The organism is Paremcibacter congregatus, assembly GCF_006385135.1.
In the GTDB taxonomy this organism is placed as follows: domain Bacteria; phylum Pseudomonadota; class Alphaproteobacteria; order Sphingomonadales; family Emcibacteraceae; genus Paremcibacter; species Paremcibacter congregatus.
Genome location: NZ_CP041025.1, coordinates 1883716 through 1898396 on the forward strand (window position 1 = coordinate 1883716; position 14681 = coordinate 1898396).

At 51.4% G+C, this 14681-nt stretch carries 13 protein-coding genes; 4 read left to right on the top strand and 9 right to left on the bottom strand.

The genetic code is table 11. The annotated features are described in order from the left end of the window. Positions 1 to 7: 7 nt before the first annotated feature. Both FIV45_RS08445 and FIV45_RS08450 read left to right on the top strand, forming a co-directional pair. Complete coding sequence (locus tag FIV45_RS08445; RefSeq protein WP_133118601.1) at positions 8 to 1237, top strand: M23 family metallopeptidase; 1230 nt, start codon at positions 8 to 10, stop codon at positions 1235 to 1237. Between the two features lie 4 nt (positions 1238 to 1241). Further along, positions 1242 to 1661, top strand: a complete 420-nt coding sequence (locus tag FIV45_RS08450) for a bactofilin family protein (protein WP_165777072.1) — start codon at positions 1242 to 1244, stop codon at positions 1659 to 1661. A 164-nt stretch (positions 1662 to 1825) separates the two neighbouring features. On the opposite strand, the gene FIV45_RS08455 is transcribed toward FIV45_RS08450, so the two are convergent. The 5 genes from FIV45_RS08455 to FIV45_RS08475 form a co-directional block, all read right to left on the bottom strand. Then, positions 1826 to 3748: a DEAD/DEAH box helicase gene (locus FIV45_RS08455; RefSeq protein WP_165777073.1), complete on the bottom strand. Its 1923-nt coding sequence runs from the start codon at positions 3746 to 3748 to the stop codon at positions 1826 to 1828. Positions 3749 to 3998: 250 nt separating this feature from the next. Then, entirely contained in the window at positions 3999 to 5399 is a 1401-nt protein-coding gene (lpdA, locus tag FIV45_RS08460; RefSeq protein WP_099474577.1) for a dihydrolipoyl dehydrogenase, read from the bottom strand. 9 nt (positions 5400 to 5408) lie between these two features. Continuing rightward, positions 5409 to 6680 carry a dihydrolipoamide acetyltransferase family protein gene (locus FIV45_RS08465; RefSeq protein WP_099474578.1) on the bottom strand — a complete coding sequence of 424 codons (1272 nt, stop codon included), beginning with the start codon at positions 6678 to 6680 and terminating at the stop codon, positions 5409 to 5411. 2 nt (positions 6681 to 6682) lie between these two features. Beyond that, positions 6683 to 7696 carry an alpha-ketoacid dehydrogenase subunit beta gene (locus FIV45_RS08470; protein ID WP_099474580.1) on the bottom strand — a complete coding sequence of 338 codons (1014 nt, stop codon included), beginning with the start codon at positions 7694 to 7696 and terminating at the stop codon, positions 6683 to 6685. A gap of 2 nt (positions 7697 to 7698) precedes the next feature. Beyond that, complete coding sequence (locus FIV45_RS08475; protein WP_099474582.1) at positions 7699 to 8931, bottom strand: thiamine pyrophosphate-dependent enzyme; 1233 nt, start codon at positions 8929 to 8931, stop codon at positions 7699 to 7701. A 127-nt stretch (positions 8932 to 9058) separates the two neighbouring features. Between FIV45_RS08475 and FIV45_RS08480 the strand changes: the two genes are divergently transcribed. Further along, on the top strand, positions 9059 to 9508 hold the full coding sequence (locus FIV45_RS08480; RefSeq protein WP_099474584.1) for an Lrp/AsnC family transcriptional regulator: 450 nt from the start codon (positions 9059 to 9061) through the stop codon (positions 9506 to 9508). Positions 9509 to 9578: 70 nt separating this feature from the next. Here FIV45_RS08480 and kynU read toward each other — a convergent pair whose 3' ends face one another. After that, complete coding sequence (kynU, locus tag FIV45_RS08485) at positions 9579 to 10820, bottom strand: kynureninase (protein WP_099474586.1); 1242 nt, start codon at positions 10818 to 10820, stop codon at positions 9579 to 9581. Position 10821: 1 nt separating this feature from the next. After that, entirely contained in the window at positions 10822 to 11424 is a 603-nt protein-coding gene (locus FIV45_RS08490) for a helix-turn-helix domain-containing protein (RefSeq protein WP_165777074.1), read from the bottom strand. Positions 11425 to 11598: 174 nt separating this feature from the next. Between FIV45_RS08490 and FIV45_RS08495 the strand changes: the two genes are divergently transcribed. Continuing rightward, on the top strand, positions 11599 to 12462 hold the full coding sequence (locus tag FIV45_RS08495) for an alpha/beta hydrolase (protein WP_099474590.1): 864 nt from the start codon (positions 11599 to 11601) through the stop codon (positions 12460 to 12462). Here the strand turns inward: FIV45_RS08495 and kynA are convergent. Both kynA and FIV45_RS08505 read right to left on the bottom strand, forming a co-directional pair. Continuing rightward, entirely contained in the window at positions 12459 to 13304 is an 846-nt protein-coding gene (gene kynA / locus FIV45_RS08500) for a tryptophan 2,3-dioxygenase (RefSeq protein ID WP_099474592.1), read from the bottom strand. The genes FIV45_RS08495 and kynA overlap by 4 nt on opposite strands. Positions 13305 to 13418: 114 nt before the next feature. Next, positions 13419 to 14471, bottom strand: a complete 1053-nt coding sequence (locus tag FIV45_RS08505) for a Leu/Phe/Val dehydrogenase (protein ID WP_099474594.1) — start codon at positions 14469 to 14471, stop codon at positions 13419 to 13421. Positions 14472 to 14681: the final 210 nt, after the last annotated feature.

Here is a 14681-nt window from a genome sequence, read left to right on the forward strand (position 1 = left end):
GATAAATTTGAATTTTTTTCATAAAATCAAAGCATTAGCTGCACGACTATTCCCGGAAAGACAGTTGTATTTCCGCACCAATGGTGTTGTGCGCTTTATCTCTATTTCCCATAATACACAAATTTTTGCCGCCAGCATGGTTTTTGCTTTGTTGATATGGTCTCTCCTCACGTCTTACAGCTACCTCAACCGGGCAGAAATTCTCGCGGCCAAAGACATGGAACTGGCCAAGACGGAACAAAGGTATAATGACGCCAATCAACAGTTCCAGGCGTTGAAACAAGACATACAGTCTTCGACCAAGGCTCTGGAGCAAAGACAGATTTATTTGCAGCAGTTGCTTGATGCCGACAGCAGCCTGTCTTCTGAAATCGAAGCTGCAACGCAAGAAAAAGACGCCGGGGGTAAAGGCGATGAACCGGGCAGAAAAAAAACCATCCCCCATGAAATAAGTTTTCATACTGGCGGTTCGACAGCTATTTATGATGAACATCAAAAGCAGCTAGATAATTTTAAGTTTAGTCTTAATCGCATAGAGACCCAGCAGCAGGCTTTGGCCGAACGCATGGTTGGCCGTATTTCTCAGAAAATTGCCTATGTTGAAAAGACCTTGAAACAGTCTGGGCTTGCCCCCAGCAAGCTGATGCAACTGGCGGAAAACAGACCTTCATCCATGATGGCCATGGGGGGGCCGTTTATATTATATTCGGAACAGGTCAATTTTGATTTTTCGACCGACGAACCCTTTGCAAAGCTTTACGCCCATCATAATCATCTGATCGACCTGGAAAGTGTCATTCAGCATATCCCCATCGGCATGCCGACAAAAAAATATTACATTTCCAGTAATTTCGGGGTGCGCAAAGATCCTTTCAAAAAAACATGGGCCCGCCACAGCGGTGTCGACATGGCCGGCTGGTGGAAAAATCCGATTTATGCATCTGCTAACGGACGGGTAACAAAGGCGGGTCGCAACGGGGCTTATGGTAATTTTATCGAAATTGATCATGGAAATGGATTTTTGTCACGATATGGACACCTTTCCAAGATATTGGTGAAAAAAGGTGAGTTGGTGACGCTCGAACAAAAGATTGGCCTTATGGGGTCAACCGGCCGCAGCACCAGCCCACATTTGCATTATGAAATCTGGTTTAATGGAAAACCCATTAATCCGCAAAAAATATTCAAGGCATCAAATAATGTTCTCAAAATCCAACGACAAGAGTATGACAGCTAACACCATGACAAAACCAACCCGCCCTGTAAATTCCGCCCCTTCCATCATCGGCTCTGACGTAACCATTAAAGGCAACATCACCACAGTCGGTGAGATTCAACTTGATGGCGCTGTAGAAGGCGATGTCCGCAGTTCGTCATTGACCATCGGTGAACATGGATCGGTACAGGGCGTTGTTACAGCTGAAGAAGTCGTGGTCAAGGGCCAGATCAAGGGCCAGATTAAAGGTCGCAACATTCGTCTTGAAAAAACGGCCAAGGTCAACGGCGATCTGTTCCATGAAACCCTGAGCGTAGAAGCCGGCGCCTTTATTGAAGGCAGCCTGACTCACAAAAACAACGCGATGCAGGATAGTGCCCCGACCCTGAAGACGGCCGAGACGAAACCCACAGATATAAAACAGCCTGGTCAGAAAACCGCCTGAACTTTATTCGACATGCCAGACGTCTGATCCAGGCCTCATAAATCAGTAGAAGCTCCCGCACTTTAGCGGGGGCTTTTTTTATGTGGACTTGTCTTAATACATAAAGGCCCCGGAGAGAATATCTCCAGGGCCCTTGATTTAGAGTAGTCATTCTATGTTCTGCTCTAGGCAGCGCGGTTAGTTTTTACAGGTTTCCTTTTTGGCGAAAAGGTTTTTGTACCGCCGTTGTTTTTGACTTTAGGCCGATTGGGCTTGCCGGATTTCACCGTCGTCAATGTCTTCTTGCCACCCCGTATTTTCTTACTTGCGGCAGGCTTGTCTTCTACTTTTTTAAAGCTTTTCTTGACCCCGGTTTTGACGAAATCAGACTTGTCTTCTTTCTTGCTGTCAAACTTAGGCGGCTTGCCAAGCAACTTGCCCAGTACGGGATCGTCAGAAAACTGCTTGGCTTCCTGCCAAGGGTCATAACGCTGTGCTTCTTTTTTTACTGGCTTATCCTGACGAGGGCGGGTGGATTTGACCCGTGGTGCTGGACGGCGACCTTCGCGATCATCAAATTTCCGCTCGGCCCGTACAGGTCTGTCGTTATTGTCAAATTTACGCTCAGACCGCTCTGGTCTTGCGCCGTCATAGGACTTCCGTTCATCCCGATCCCGTGCGGGCTTGGCGTTATCATAGGCCTTGAACCGTCCGGCGTTAGGCCGATCTGCGCGTTCTTCACGGTTACCAGCGCCATCACGTTTGTTGTCGCGGAAACCCCGGTCAGGACGACTACCGTTTTTATCGCGGCTGAAGCCACCTTCCCGACGTGCACCAGGACGACCGGCGCGATCGCGGGAGAAACGTCCGCCGCCACCTTTGCCGCCGTTGCCTCTGCCGCGGGCGGCAATATCAATATGGTAGGCATGACTTGCGTCAACCTCGATCGGAATCTTGATCAGCTGCTCGATCTGAACCAGCAAGCGCATATCACTTGGGTCGCAGAAGGAGATCGCGATCCCTGCGGCGCCCGCGCGTCCGGTCCGGCCTACCCGGTGAACATAGTTTTCCGGCTCGATCGGCAGTTCATAGTTAATCACATGGGTGATGCCATCGACGTCAATACCGCGTGCCGCCACATCGGTGGCCACCAGAACATTGGTCCGGCCGCGACGGAAGTTCATCAGAATTTTTTCCCGCACCCGCTGGCGCTTGTCACCATGAATGGCGTCTGAGCGAATGCCTTTTTCATAAAGCGCATCAGAAAGCTCGTCAGCGCCGATTTTGGTCCGGGCAAACACGAGGGCTTTTTCCACACCTTCGCCGGCAAGAATATCGGCCAGCAAGGCGGCTTTATCTTTACGCGTCACATTCATCAGCTTATGGGAGATGGTGTCAGCAACCATGGTTTTCTTTTCAATTTCCACATAAACCGGATCGGTCAACAGGGATTTTGACAGGTTCCGTACCTTCTGATTCATGGTGGCGGAGAAGAAAATGGTTTGATGACTTTCCGGCAGGCTATCGGCAATATCCTGTACGTCGTCAATGAAGCCCATGTCGAGCATCCGGTCAGCTTCATCAAGGATGAAGGTTTCGGTGTCATTGAACTTGACGTTGTTGCGTTTGATATGGTCGATCAGACGCCCTGGTGTCGCCACCAGAATATCAACGCCGCGCCGCAGTTTATTGGTCTGTGGCGGATAAGGCTGTCCACCGGCCACCACGAGGCTGCTGATTTTAGAGCCTTTGGAGAAAGTCATGATGCATTGTTCAATCTGCATCGCCAGTTCACGGGTTGGCGCCAGGATCAGAACCTTTGGCATATTCTGCCGGGGCTTTGAATAATTGCTGATCAGCTTGTGAATGGTCGGCAGAGAGAAAGCAGCCGTTTTACCGCCCCCTGTCTGGGCAATCCCCATCAGGTCGTTACCGTCCATCAAAGGCGGCAAAGATTTCTGCTGAATGGCTGTTGGGTTAGAGAAACCTTCTGTTTCAATGGCCTTAAGAATGCTGGGGGCAAGATCGAACTCGGCAAAACCGGATTCATTGTTAACCGACTCATCTAAATTGGACTCGGGTAGAACTGGCGCATTTACATGCGTCATGGCATATTCCTTTCGCGACTGTCTGTGCATGATTGCACATAATACATCCGCGATTGCACTTGGGCCCGTAAGGATTAGGTGGGCATAACATGGAAAAACACATCCATGGCTGCTAGGCGGAATATTCTAAAAAAATAGCGTGATATCCTATGATCACGCTCAACGGGCTGTGTTTGCAGCTTTTCCAGTGCAAAGTCAAGCGCTAAAGTAAAATCAGGGGAGAATAGTTCACTCTCCCCTAATGTAAGGCTTAAATATGAATTGCATGACCCAAAGCGGCGAGACTTGCTTCGGCGAAACTTTCGGTCATGGTCGGATGCACATGGATGGTGCCCGCGATGTCTTCGAGACGGGCGGACATTTCAAGCGCCAGAGCAAATTCACCAGACAGTTCAGAGACATGCGGCCCGACCGCATGAATGCCGAGGATCAGATGATTGTCCTTGCGGGCGGTGATGCGGACGAAGCCACCGCCCTCACCGGCTTCCATGGTCAGCGCCCGGCCATTGGCCATCAGCGGAAATTTACCGACGACGGTTTCAATGCCGGCTTTCTTGGCGTCTTCTGCCGTTTGGCCGACAGCGATGATCTCGGGGTCGGTAAAACAGACGGCGGCGATGGCGTTGGGATTGAATTCGGCTTTCTTGCCGGCAATCAGTTCGGCGACCACTTCGCCCTGTGCCGAGGCGCGATGGGCCAACATGGGCTCGCCCGTGATATCGCCGATGGCCCAGACGTTTTTCATGGAGGTATGACAGCGGCTGTCAATCTTGACAAACGGTCCCTGCATATCCACGGCCATATTCTCCAGCCCCCAGCCGGTGGTATTGGGCTTGCGGCCCACCGTCACCAGCAACTTGTCAGCCGCGATCGTCTGCGCCGCGCCGTCTTTGTCGGTATAGGACAGTTTATTGTCGGCCCAGCCGCTGGCTTTCGCCCCCAGATGTGTGGTGATGCCGAGTTTCTTCAGGGATTGCTGGATCGGGCGGGTGAGTTCCTTGTCATAGGTGGCGAGGATACGATCCTCGGCCTCAATGAAAGTGACGTCCGCGCCCAGTTTACGATAGGCGATGCCCAGCTCCAGGCCTATATAGCCCGCCCCAACCACGACGAGCCTTTTCGGCACATCTTGCAGATCTAACGCTTCGGTTGAGGAAATCACATCTTCGCCAAAGGGCAGAAACGGCAATTCTGTCGGTTTCGATCCTGTCGCCAGGATCACATGCTCAGCCGTAATGGTCACGATGCCGTCGGCGGTTTCCACATCACAGGTTTTGGCGTCCTTGAACGTGGCCCAGCCGGTGATCTGTTTGACCTTGGCTTTTTTAAGCAGGCCTTCAACGCCGCCGTTCAGTTGATTAACGATACCATCTTTCCAGGCGATGGTTTTTGAAAAATCCAGCTCCGGCTTTGTGCCAAGCTTGATGCCCAGATGCCCGTCTCCGGCATGAGCCGACATCTCCGCATATTTATCGGCTGCATGGATCAGGGCTTTAGACGGAATACAGCCCCGGATCAGGCAGGTGCCACCCGCCTTGTCGCCTTCGACAATGATGGTGTCAATGCCGAGCTGACCGGCGCGAATGGCCGCCACATAACCGCCAGGGCCCGCGCCAACCACGAGAAGTTTGCAATTTTGTTTCACACTCATGGGGCGTCCTTACATGAAGAGAGTTGCGGGCTGCTCTAGCGCCCCTTTGATAAACTGGATCAGTTCCGCGGCGACAAAGCCATCGACGACCCGATGATCGAAAGATGAAGACAGATTCATCATCTGGCGGATCTGAATTTCACTGCCGTTGATCACCATCGGACGCGGGACAATTTTATTGACCCCGATGATGCTGACTTCCGGATGGTTGATCACCGGTGTGGTGACAATACCACCGATTTTGCCAAGACTGGTAATGGTCACGGTAGAGCCGGACAGCTCTTCCCGGGATGCCCTGCCCTCGCGACCGGCAGAAGTCACCCGCATCATTTCCGTCGCCATGTCCCAGATGTCGCGTACTTCCGCGTGGGATACCACGGGCACCATCAGACCATTGGGGGTCTGGGTCGCAATGCCGAGGTGAACCCCGTCAAAGCGGCGTACCATACTTTGTTCCGCATCATAATGGGCATTGCACTCGGGGAATTTCTCGAGCCCCTTCAGGGTCGCCATCATGATAAACGGCAGAATGGACAACTTTGGTTGTCCCTCTTCCCGATTGGCATTCATGAAATTGCGCAGTTTTTCAACTTCCGTAACATCGACTTCTTCCACATAGGAATAATGCGGGATGCTGCGTTTGCTGAGTTCCATCTGCTGAGCGATCTTGCGACGAATACCGATGACCGGAATTTCTTCCACGCCCGTGCGGGCCTTCTTGGCGCCGTGGGAAATTCGTCCTCCCGCCGCGATAAAATCATCGAGATCCTGATGGCTGATGCGTCCGGCGGGGCCACTGCCCGGCACCTGGCTCAGGTCAATATTCTCTTCCAGGGCCCGTTTGCGGACCGCCGGAGACGCCAAAGGCTTGTCGCCGGTTTTGGCTTTCGGAGCTTTTGGCGGAGACACCGGCTTTGGCTTCGCGGCCACCGGCGCTGGCGCGGCCTTTACCGGTTCTGGCGTCTTGACTTCAGCGGCTTCTGGGGTCTTTTCTTCTGTTTTTGGCGCTTCTGCAGGGGCAGTATCGGCATTGCCGGCGCCTTCAACCTCAAACACCACCATCGGGGTACCCACGGTGACCATTTCACCGGGCTGACCACTGATGGAGAGAATTTTCCCGTCCACCGGACTTGGCAGTTCAACCGTCGCCTTGTCCGTCATCATATCGATCAGAGGCTGGTCTTCGGTGACGATGTCGCCGACCTGAACATGCAAGGCCGCAATTTCAGCTTCGACGATGCCTTCCCCGAGATCGGGCAGATTAAAATAATATTGTCCCATGATTAACCCTCCATGACATGTTTTATGGCGTCCAGCACCCGCGCCTTGCCGGGGAAATATTCCCACTCGAAGGCATGCGGATAGGGCAGATCCCAGCCGGCAACCCGTTCGATCGGCGCTTCCAGTGCCCAGAAACATTCTTCCTGAATTTGTGACAGAATTTCCGCCCCGAAACCGCCGGTCTTTGTCGCCTCATGCACCACCAGACAGCGCCCGGTGCGGGTGACGGATTCAACGATATGTTCCAGATCCATCGGGATCAGGGTGCGCAGGTCAATGACCTCCACATCATAACCGGACAAATCCGCCGCCGCTGTGGAGACATGCACCATGGTGCCATAGGTAACGATGGTCATCTGAGTGCCCTTGCGCACCGTATTGGCTTTACCGATGGGAATGGTGTAATGGCCTTCCGGCACTTCGCCGAGCTCATGTTTTTCCCAGGCCTGAGGCGGATCCTTCGGATCGCCGTAAAAAGGACCGTTATAGAGGCGCTTCGGTTCGAAAAACACCACCGGATCATTGTCTTCGATGGCGCTGATCAGCAGACCCTTGGCGTCATAAGGGTTTGACGGCATAATGGTTTTAATGCCGGATACATGGGTGAAGATGCCCTCCGGGCTCTGGGAATGGGTCTGACCGCCACGAATGCCGCCACCGCAAGGGGTACGCACTGTGATCGGGGCCCAATATTCCCCGCCGGAACGATAACGCAGGCGGGACGCTTCTGACAGGATCTGGTCAAAGGCCGGATAAATATAATCGGAGAACTGAATTTCCGCGACCGGGCGCATTTCATTAACGCCCATGCCAATGGCCATCGCGATAATGCCGCCTTCGGCGATAGGCGTATCAAATACCCGCTGAAGACCATGCTTTTTCTGCAGGCCTTCGGTGCAGTTGAAAACCCCGCCGAAATAGCCGACATCTTCGCCAAAAATTACAACGCTATTGTCTTTTTCCAGCATCACGTCCTGGGCCGAGTTAATGGCCTGGACCATGTTCATTTTCGCCATGGTTATACTCCCAACTGCTGACGTTGACGCCGCAGGTTATCCGGCATTTCTTCAAAGACATCTTCAAACATGCTGCTGACCGGCGGGCGTTCTCCGGTATTGAGCGTACCAAGGGCTTCGGCTTGTTTATATTTCTGCGTGACCAGAGAGGTTATTTCCGCCATGGCCTGAGTATGGCGTTCTTCAGACCATTCACCAATCTCAATCAAATGACCTTTGAGCCGTTCGACCGGATCCCCCAGCGGCCAGACACGGGCTTCATCTTCCGGCCGGTATTTCGTCGGATCATCACTGGTGGAATGGGCATCGGCGCGGTAGGTAAACAGTTCAATCAATGTCGGGCCGCCGCCATTACGCGCCCGTTCGGCCGCCCATTTTGTCACGGCATAAACCGCAAGGAAATCATTACCATCGACTCGCAAGCCCGGCATACCATATCCGATGCCACGACTGGCGAAGGTGGCTTTCTCACCGCCGGCGAAACCCTGGAAGCTGGAAATCGCCCACTGGTTATTGACCACATTAAGCAGTACCGGCGCGTCATATACGGCGGCAAAGGTCATGCCGTGATGGAAGTCCGCCGTCGCCGTCGTCCCTTCTCCAATCCAGGTAGAGGCAATGGCGTCTTCGCCCTTATAGGAGGAAGCCACCGCCCAACCGACTGCCTGACAAAACTGGGTGCCCAGATTACCGGAGATCGAGAAAAAGTTTCCCTCTTTCCAGGTATACATGATCGGCAGCTGGCGACCTTTGCAATTGTCCCCCGCATTGGACAGACAATGGTTCATCATATCGAGAAGATCGCGTCCCCGGGAAATCAGCAGGCCTTGCTGGCGATAGGAGGGAAAGAGCATATCATCTTTATCGAGCGCCATGGCCTGGGCAACCGCCACGGCTTCTTCGCCGCGGGATTTCATATAAAAGGACATTTTCCCGACCCGTTGCATATTCTGCATCCGGTCATCATAGATGCGGGTGGTCAGCATGTCGCGCAACCCCTGACGCAAGACTTCCGGATCGAGTTTCGGATCCCATTCCCCGTGGGCCTGACCCTTCATATTCAGCACCCGTATGATGCCGTTGGCGAAGGGGAAAAGTTCCTTGGGATCACTCATCACATGGGGGCGCGGCAAAGCGCCCGCATTGGAAATATCAAGGTCGTCGAATTCCGGTTTTTCTCCGGGACGATGGCGGGGGGCAGGCACATTGAGATTTTTTGCGCTGTGGGGGACCATTTATACTTCTCCTTTTCCAGACATAATAACAGCAATTACGTGAAATTTCTTCCCATTGATCCGTGAAAATGCCATAATTACGGCACAATATTTATGGAAATACAAAAAATATGGGAAAATATACCAAATGGATGCTTTAGATATAAAAATACTGAATCTGCTGCAGGATGACGCCTTGATGACGGTGGTCGAAATTGCGGATAAGATCGGTTCGTCAAAATCTGTTTGCTGGCGCCGGATACAACGGTTGCAGGACGACGGGGTCATCAAAAAACGGGTGGCTCTTCTGGAGCATAATAAAGTCGGCCTGGATATTATTTTGTTTGCTCATGTCAAGATGACGGCCCATGGTCGAAAATTACCAAAGTTTATCGAGGTCATCAAGGATATCCCGCAAATCGTAGAGTGCTATACTCTTATGGGAAATGTGGATTTTCTGCTGAAAATCGTTGTCGAGGATATTCAGCAATATGAGGAATTATGGTGGAACCACTTATCCCCCATCGAAGGGGTGCAGGAAATCAATTCAACCATCGCCATGACAGAAGTCAAGCATACCACCCGCCTGCCCCTGTAAAGCAAAAAATCCGGTAAAAAAATGGCTGCTCCTCAATCGAGAAGCAGCCACAGGTATCAGCCGCGACGGATCAGGTCACAGCAGTTAATTGGTTATATTTTGCATTTTTCCACAGATCATATTTCATGATCTTTTTCAGCCGTGCGACAGCATCCCAGACATCGACATACCGGACATAAAGAGGGGTAAAACCAAAACGAACGATGTTCGGGGCCCGGAAGTCACCGATCACTTTGTCCGCAATCAGGGCCTGCATGATGGCATATCCATAGTCATGTCTGAATGACACTTGGCTGCCCCGGGCCTCACCGTTACGCGGTGTGGCGAGTTCAAAGCCATATTTGCCGCATTCGCTTTCGACAAGCTCAATAAAATAGTCACAGAGGGTAATTGATTTCTGACGCAGATCAGCCATATCGGCCCGCATCATGACGTCCAGACCACATTCCAGAACGGACAGGGAAAGGATCGGCTGTGTACCGGTCAGAGACTGCCAGATTGTCCCTGACGGCCGATAATCCCGTTCGAAAGCGAAGGGCGCCGCGTGGCTCCACCAACCTGTCAGGGGTTGGGCCGCCGTACCTTGATGGCGTTTGGCGACAAAGATGAAGGCCGGGGCCCCTGGCCCGCCATTGAGATATTTATAGCCGCAGCCCACAGCAAAATCGACATCGCATTTATTCAAATCAATCGGCAAAGCGCCGGCGCTGTGGCACAGGTCCCAAATTACCAGCGCCCCGACCGCATGTGCTTTTTCTGTAATGGCCTTCATATCCAAAAGATGACCGGTTTTATAATGCACCTGAGTCAGAGACACCACGGCCACATCTTCGGTAATGGCATCAATAATCTGGTCAATTTCGGCGAAACGGATTTCATGGCCTTGTCCGCGCTGTTTGATCAAGCCCTGGGTCATGTAATTGTCGGTAGGAAAATTACTTCCCTCCATGACAATGACCTTACGACCTTCTCTCAGATCCAGCGCCATGGACAGCAGTTTGTAGAGGTTCAGACCCGTAGCGTCACAAGCCAGAACTTCACCGGATGCTGCTCCTATTAAGGATGCAATTTTGTTGCCGAGTTTTTCGGTCAGGTGAAACCAGCCATTTTTGTTCCAGCTGGTGATGAGATCCTGCCCCCATTCCCGTTCAACAACATCAAGCGCCCTGGCCTTGGCGGATTTAGGCATGGCGCCGAGCGAGTTACCATCAAGGTAAATCAGGTCTTCCGGCAATTCAAATTCGTCGCGAAACGCGGCAAGGGGATCATTCTCGTCTAACTTGAGAAAATCTTCACGGGTATAATTTGGCATTTCACATACTTTCTGCAGTTTCACTGACGACGTTTGAACAAACGACCAATAAACGGGCGGTGTCCTGATTTTTAGAGACAAAGCGATGTCCGGAGCTGCTGTCAAGGTAGGCGCTGTCCCCGACTTCCAGCGCAACCGGCTTGTAATCTTCGGTATAAAGAATAACCCCGCCTTCAAGGACGTAGATAAATTCTTCCCCCGGGTGACGCGCCAGCTTCCCCAGGTCCTGTGGGCTGGCGGGCGGTACATCCAGAATTCCGGGATGCATGGATTTGTTGAGCAACTCGCTTCCCAAAACTTCCACCTGATATGTATCAACCGCATTAATGCCCCCCTGTCCGCGGCGAATGATGGTCCGGCGTCCCGCCTTGGCAGGCCCCGCCTGATCATCAAAAAGTACGGCGATATTAATTGAAAGCCCCCGGGCCAGTTTTTGCAAATTGGCATATGTCAGGGTTGCTTGATGATTTTGAACCTTTGACAGGGTTGAAACCGGAATATCGACCAGGTCGCTTAATTGTTTCAACGTCAGCCCGCGTTCCTGACGCAGCGTCGCAAGACGGTCCCCAAGGGTCCGTTCTGTTATAGCATCTTGTTCTGTCATGGTCCTGGCCGTCATATCATCCACTTTCATCGTATGGAAGGAGCCTACCACATATGTTTCATATTGAAAACATTTTTCTGATTAGAAAATATTTTCACAATCTTGTGACATAAAATTTTATATGCCATAGTGGGGTCCTGCAGTTTTAACTCAAAGATTTATAAGGCCTTATATATGACCCTGTATCGAGGAATGGATAAAGAAACTCTGAACCGGGAATATTCACCAAGTTCCTGCGTTAAAGACATTATGCCCTATATTCAGGCCTATATTGATGAAAGCGCTGCTGCTTATGATCTTCTGGCGGAACAGTGTCGCTCAGGCGTTAAATATGGGCCGGAGGATCGTTCCGTTGTCGATATCTTTACACCGAACGGTTCAGGTCCCTGCCCGGTTCATATCTTTATACATGGTGGATACTGGCAGGAATTATCTGTGCGCGAGAGCGTGTTTGCCGCCCCGAACTTTGTTGCACATGATATTGTGTTTATGGCGCTGGATTATACCCTTGCACCGGAGGCAAGCCTGACGGAAATCGTCGAACAAGTGCGCCGCGGTGTGCTCTGGATTCTCGAAAATTGTGCCGAGTATGGCGGTGATAAAAGTAACATTACCCTGTCAGGCAGTTCCGCGGGGGCCCATCTGGTGGCGGAAGTTCTGGCCACAGACTGGAATGCGCAAGGCTATGAAGAATGCCCGATCAAAGGAGCTTGTGAAGTGAGCGGCGTATTTGACCTCACTCCCCTCGTCCATACCTATGTTAATGATCCGCTCCAATTGACGGAGACGGAAGTGCAGAATCTCAGTCCGGCAAATCATATCCCGTCACATGCCTGCCCGGTGGTCTTCGCCTACGGCGACAATGAAACGTCAGAGTTTAAACGCCAGACCCGTGACTATTACGCGGACTGGGTCAAGGCGGGGCACCCGGCGTCGTTTATGGAACTTGCAGGCTTTAATCATTTTGATGTGATTATGGAACTTGGAAATAAGGACAGCCGGTTGTTTCAGGCTGTCCTTGATCAGATTCGCGCCTAGAGAGAAGTGCGCACGGTCCACAGTTCAGGGAAGAACCGCAGATCCAGCGCCTTCACCAGATAGCTCACCCCGCCGGTGCCGCCGGTGCCGCGACGGAAACCGATGATGCGCTCAACGGTTTTCATATGGGCAAACCGCCAGGTCTGGAAACGATGTTCAAGATCGACCAGTTTCTCGGCCCAGTCATAGAGATCCCAATATTCCTCGCCATTTTCGTAAACCTTTTTCCAGGCTGCCTCAACATCGGGGTGGGCTTGATATGGTTCGCTCCAATCCCGCTCCAGACACTCTGCCGGCAAGTCAAAACCTCGCCGGGCCAGAAGCTGTAATGTCAGGTCATAGATGCTCGGGTTTTCGAGAACATTTTTAACCTGGGCATAGATGTTCGGGTGGTCTTTATGGGCTTCAATCATACCTTTGTTTTTGTTGCCGAGAGAAAATTCAATCATGCGGTACTGATAGGACTGGAAGCCGGAACTTTGACCAAGTGCATCGCGAAAGCTGAGATAGTCTTTCGGGGTCATGGTCGACAGCACATTCCACGATTGGGTCAGCTGTTCCTGAATGCGGGCTATACGGGCCACCATTTTCATCGCCAGATCAAGGTTGTCTTCCTTGAGGCATTCCATCGCCGCCGTCATTTCATGGATTGATAATTTCATCCATAGCTCTGACGCCTGATGAATGATGATGAACATCATTTCATCATGTTTATCAGACCGTAACGTCTGTGCGCTTAAAATGCTGTCCAGTTCCAGATATTGGCCGTAACTCACATCTTGCGACCAGTGAATTTTTTCTCCGGTAAGATCCACGGAGGAATCGATTTTCTCGCCTGTCATAAATATTCCTTTCAATATGAAAGTATTTTACGCCTAAAGTAAAAAAAAGCAAGACAGATAATCTACAGAATAAAATCTGCCCCTGTCTTGCTCTTGTTTTAGTCTTGCAGAATATTAGGCTTTTTCTTGCCGGGCCTTTTCAATGATTTCCGCAGCCAATTCGTCGGCAATAATATTGGTGGGGCGCTTTTCACTCACGGAACGCTCAAAAATCGTTGTCAGGCTGTTGTAAATATTGTCCACCTTGGCATTAACCCAGGCCTCGTCATATTCACCACGGGTTTCCGCCGCGACATTTATGATTCCGCCAGCATTGATGACATAATCCGGCGCATAAAGTATACCACGGTCCATCAACGCCTGACCATGATCATCCCGGGCCAGCTGATTATTCGCGGCCCCGGCAATGATGGTCGCTTTGAACTGACCAATGGTATCGTCGTTGACAATCGCACCCAGCGCACATGGGGCAAAGACATCGGCATCAGCGGTCAGGATATCATCCAGTCCGACAACCGTCGCATCACATTCATCAACGACCCGCTTTAACGCATCAAGATCAATATCGGAAACCAGAAGTTTCGCCCCGGCCGCATGCAAATGCTTGCAGAGATAATAGCCCACATGACCAACCCCTTGAACGGCTACGGTAAGCCCTTTGACGTCGTCGAGACCGAGTTTGTGCTTTACCGCCGCTTTGATGCCGAGATATGTTCCCGTCGCGGTGAAAGGAGAAGGATCCCCACTGGCATGTTCCCCCTTGTCAAGACCGGCAACATATGGTGTTTCCTCAGCCACGATTTCCATATCGGAAACAGAAATCCCCACATCCTCTGCGGAAATATATTTACCGCCAAGTCCGTTTATCATCCGACCAAAAGCCCGGAACAGTTCTTCAGATTTGTCGGCACGGGGATCTCCCATGATTACCGCTTTACCGCCGCCAAGCTTCAATCCGGCGACAGCGTTTTTATGGCTCATCCCGCGGGACAGACGTAGGGCATCATTCAGGGCATCTGTTTCCGTGTCGTATTTCCACATGCGGCATCCACCGGCCGCGGGGCCTAGCGATGTATCATGAACCGCAATAAAAGCCTTCAGGCCTGTTTTCTTGTCATGCAGATAAACCACCTGCTCGTGACCCTTGAATTGATTAACGTCCATCATTTTTCAAAACTCTGTTTACGTTTCCCGGAAGTGATAAAGCGGCATCACCTTTGCCGGGATTTTTTGCTGACCAATCAGGTTATATGGCCTGATAACTCTTACTGGTAGTCACCTGTTTTGGCTTTGTCGAGGCTTTTTTTTCTGGACCATCTGGTCTAATTTTTAATCCTTAAAGCGGAAAAATGTAAATATGAAATATCCTTTGGATTG

Excerpts from the sequence above, each read along its gene's own strand:
- FIV45_RS08505 (WP_099474594.1), bottom strand. The coding sequence starts at position 14,471 with ATGATGGACGTTAATCAATTCAAGGGTCACGAGCAGGTGGTTTATCTG.
- FIV45_RS08465 (WP_099474578.1), bottom strand. The coding sequence starts at position 6,680 with ATGGGACAATATTATTTTAATCTGCCCGATCTCGGGGAAGGCATCGTC.
- FIV45_RS08490 (WP_165777074.1), bottom strand. The coding sequence starts at position 11,424 with ATGACAGAACAAGATGCTATAACAGAACGGACCCTTGGGGACCGTCTT.
- FIV45_RS08495 (WP_099474590.1), top strand. The coding sequence starts at position 11,599 with ATGACCCTGTATCGAGGAATGGATAAAGAAACTCTGAACCGGGAATAT.
- kynU (WP_099474586.1), bottom strand. The coding sequence starts at position 10,820 with ATGCCAAATTATACCCGTGAAGATTTTCTCAAGTTAGACGAGAATGAT.
- lpdA (WP_099474577.1), bottom strand. The coding sequence starts at position 5,399 with ATGAGTGTGAAACAAAATTGCAAACTTCTCGTGGTTGGCGCGGGCCCT.
- FIV45_RS08480 (WP_099474584.1), top strand. The coding sequence starts at position 9,059 with ATGGATGCTTTAGATATAAAAATACTGAATCTGCTGCAGGATGACGCC.
- FIV45_RS08450 (WP_165777072.1), top strand. The coding sequence starts at position 1,242 with ATGACAAAACCAACCCGCCCTGTAAATTCCGCCCCTTCCATCATCGGC.
- FIV45_RS08475 (WP_099474582.1), bottom strand. The coding sequence starts at position 8,931 with ATGGTCCCCCACAGCGCAAAAAATCTCAATGTGCCTGCCCCCCGCCAT.
- FIV45_RS08470 (WP_099474580.1), bottom strand. The coding sequence starts at position 7,696 with ATGGCGAAAATGAACATGGTCCAGGCCATTAACTCGGCCCAGGACGTG.
- kynA (WP_099474592.1), bottom strand. The coding sequence starts at position 13,304 with ATGACAGGCGAGAAAATCGATTCCTCCGTGGATCTTACCGGAGAAAAA.
- FIV45_RS08455 (WP_165777073.1), bottom strand. The coding sequence starts at position 3,748 with ATGACGCATGTAAATGCGCCAGTTCTACCCGAGTCCAATTTAGATGAG.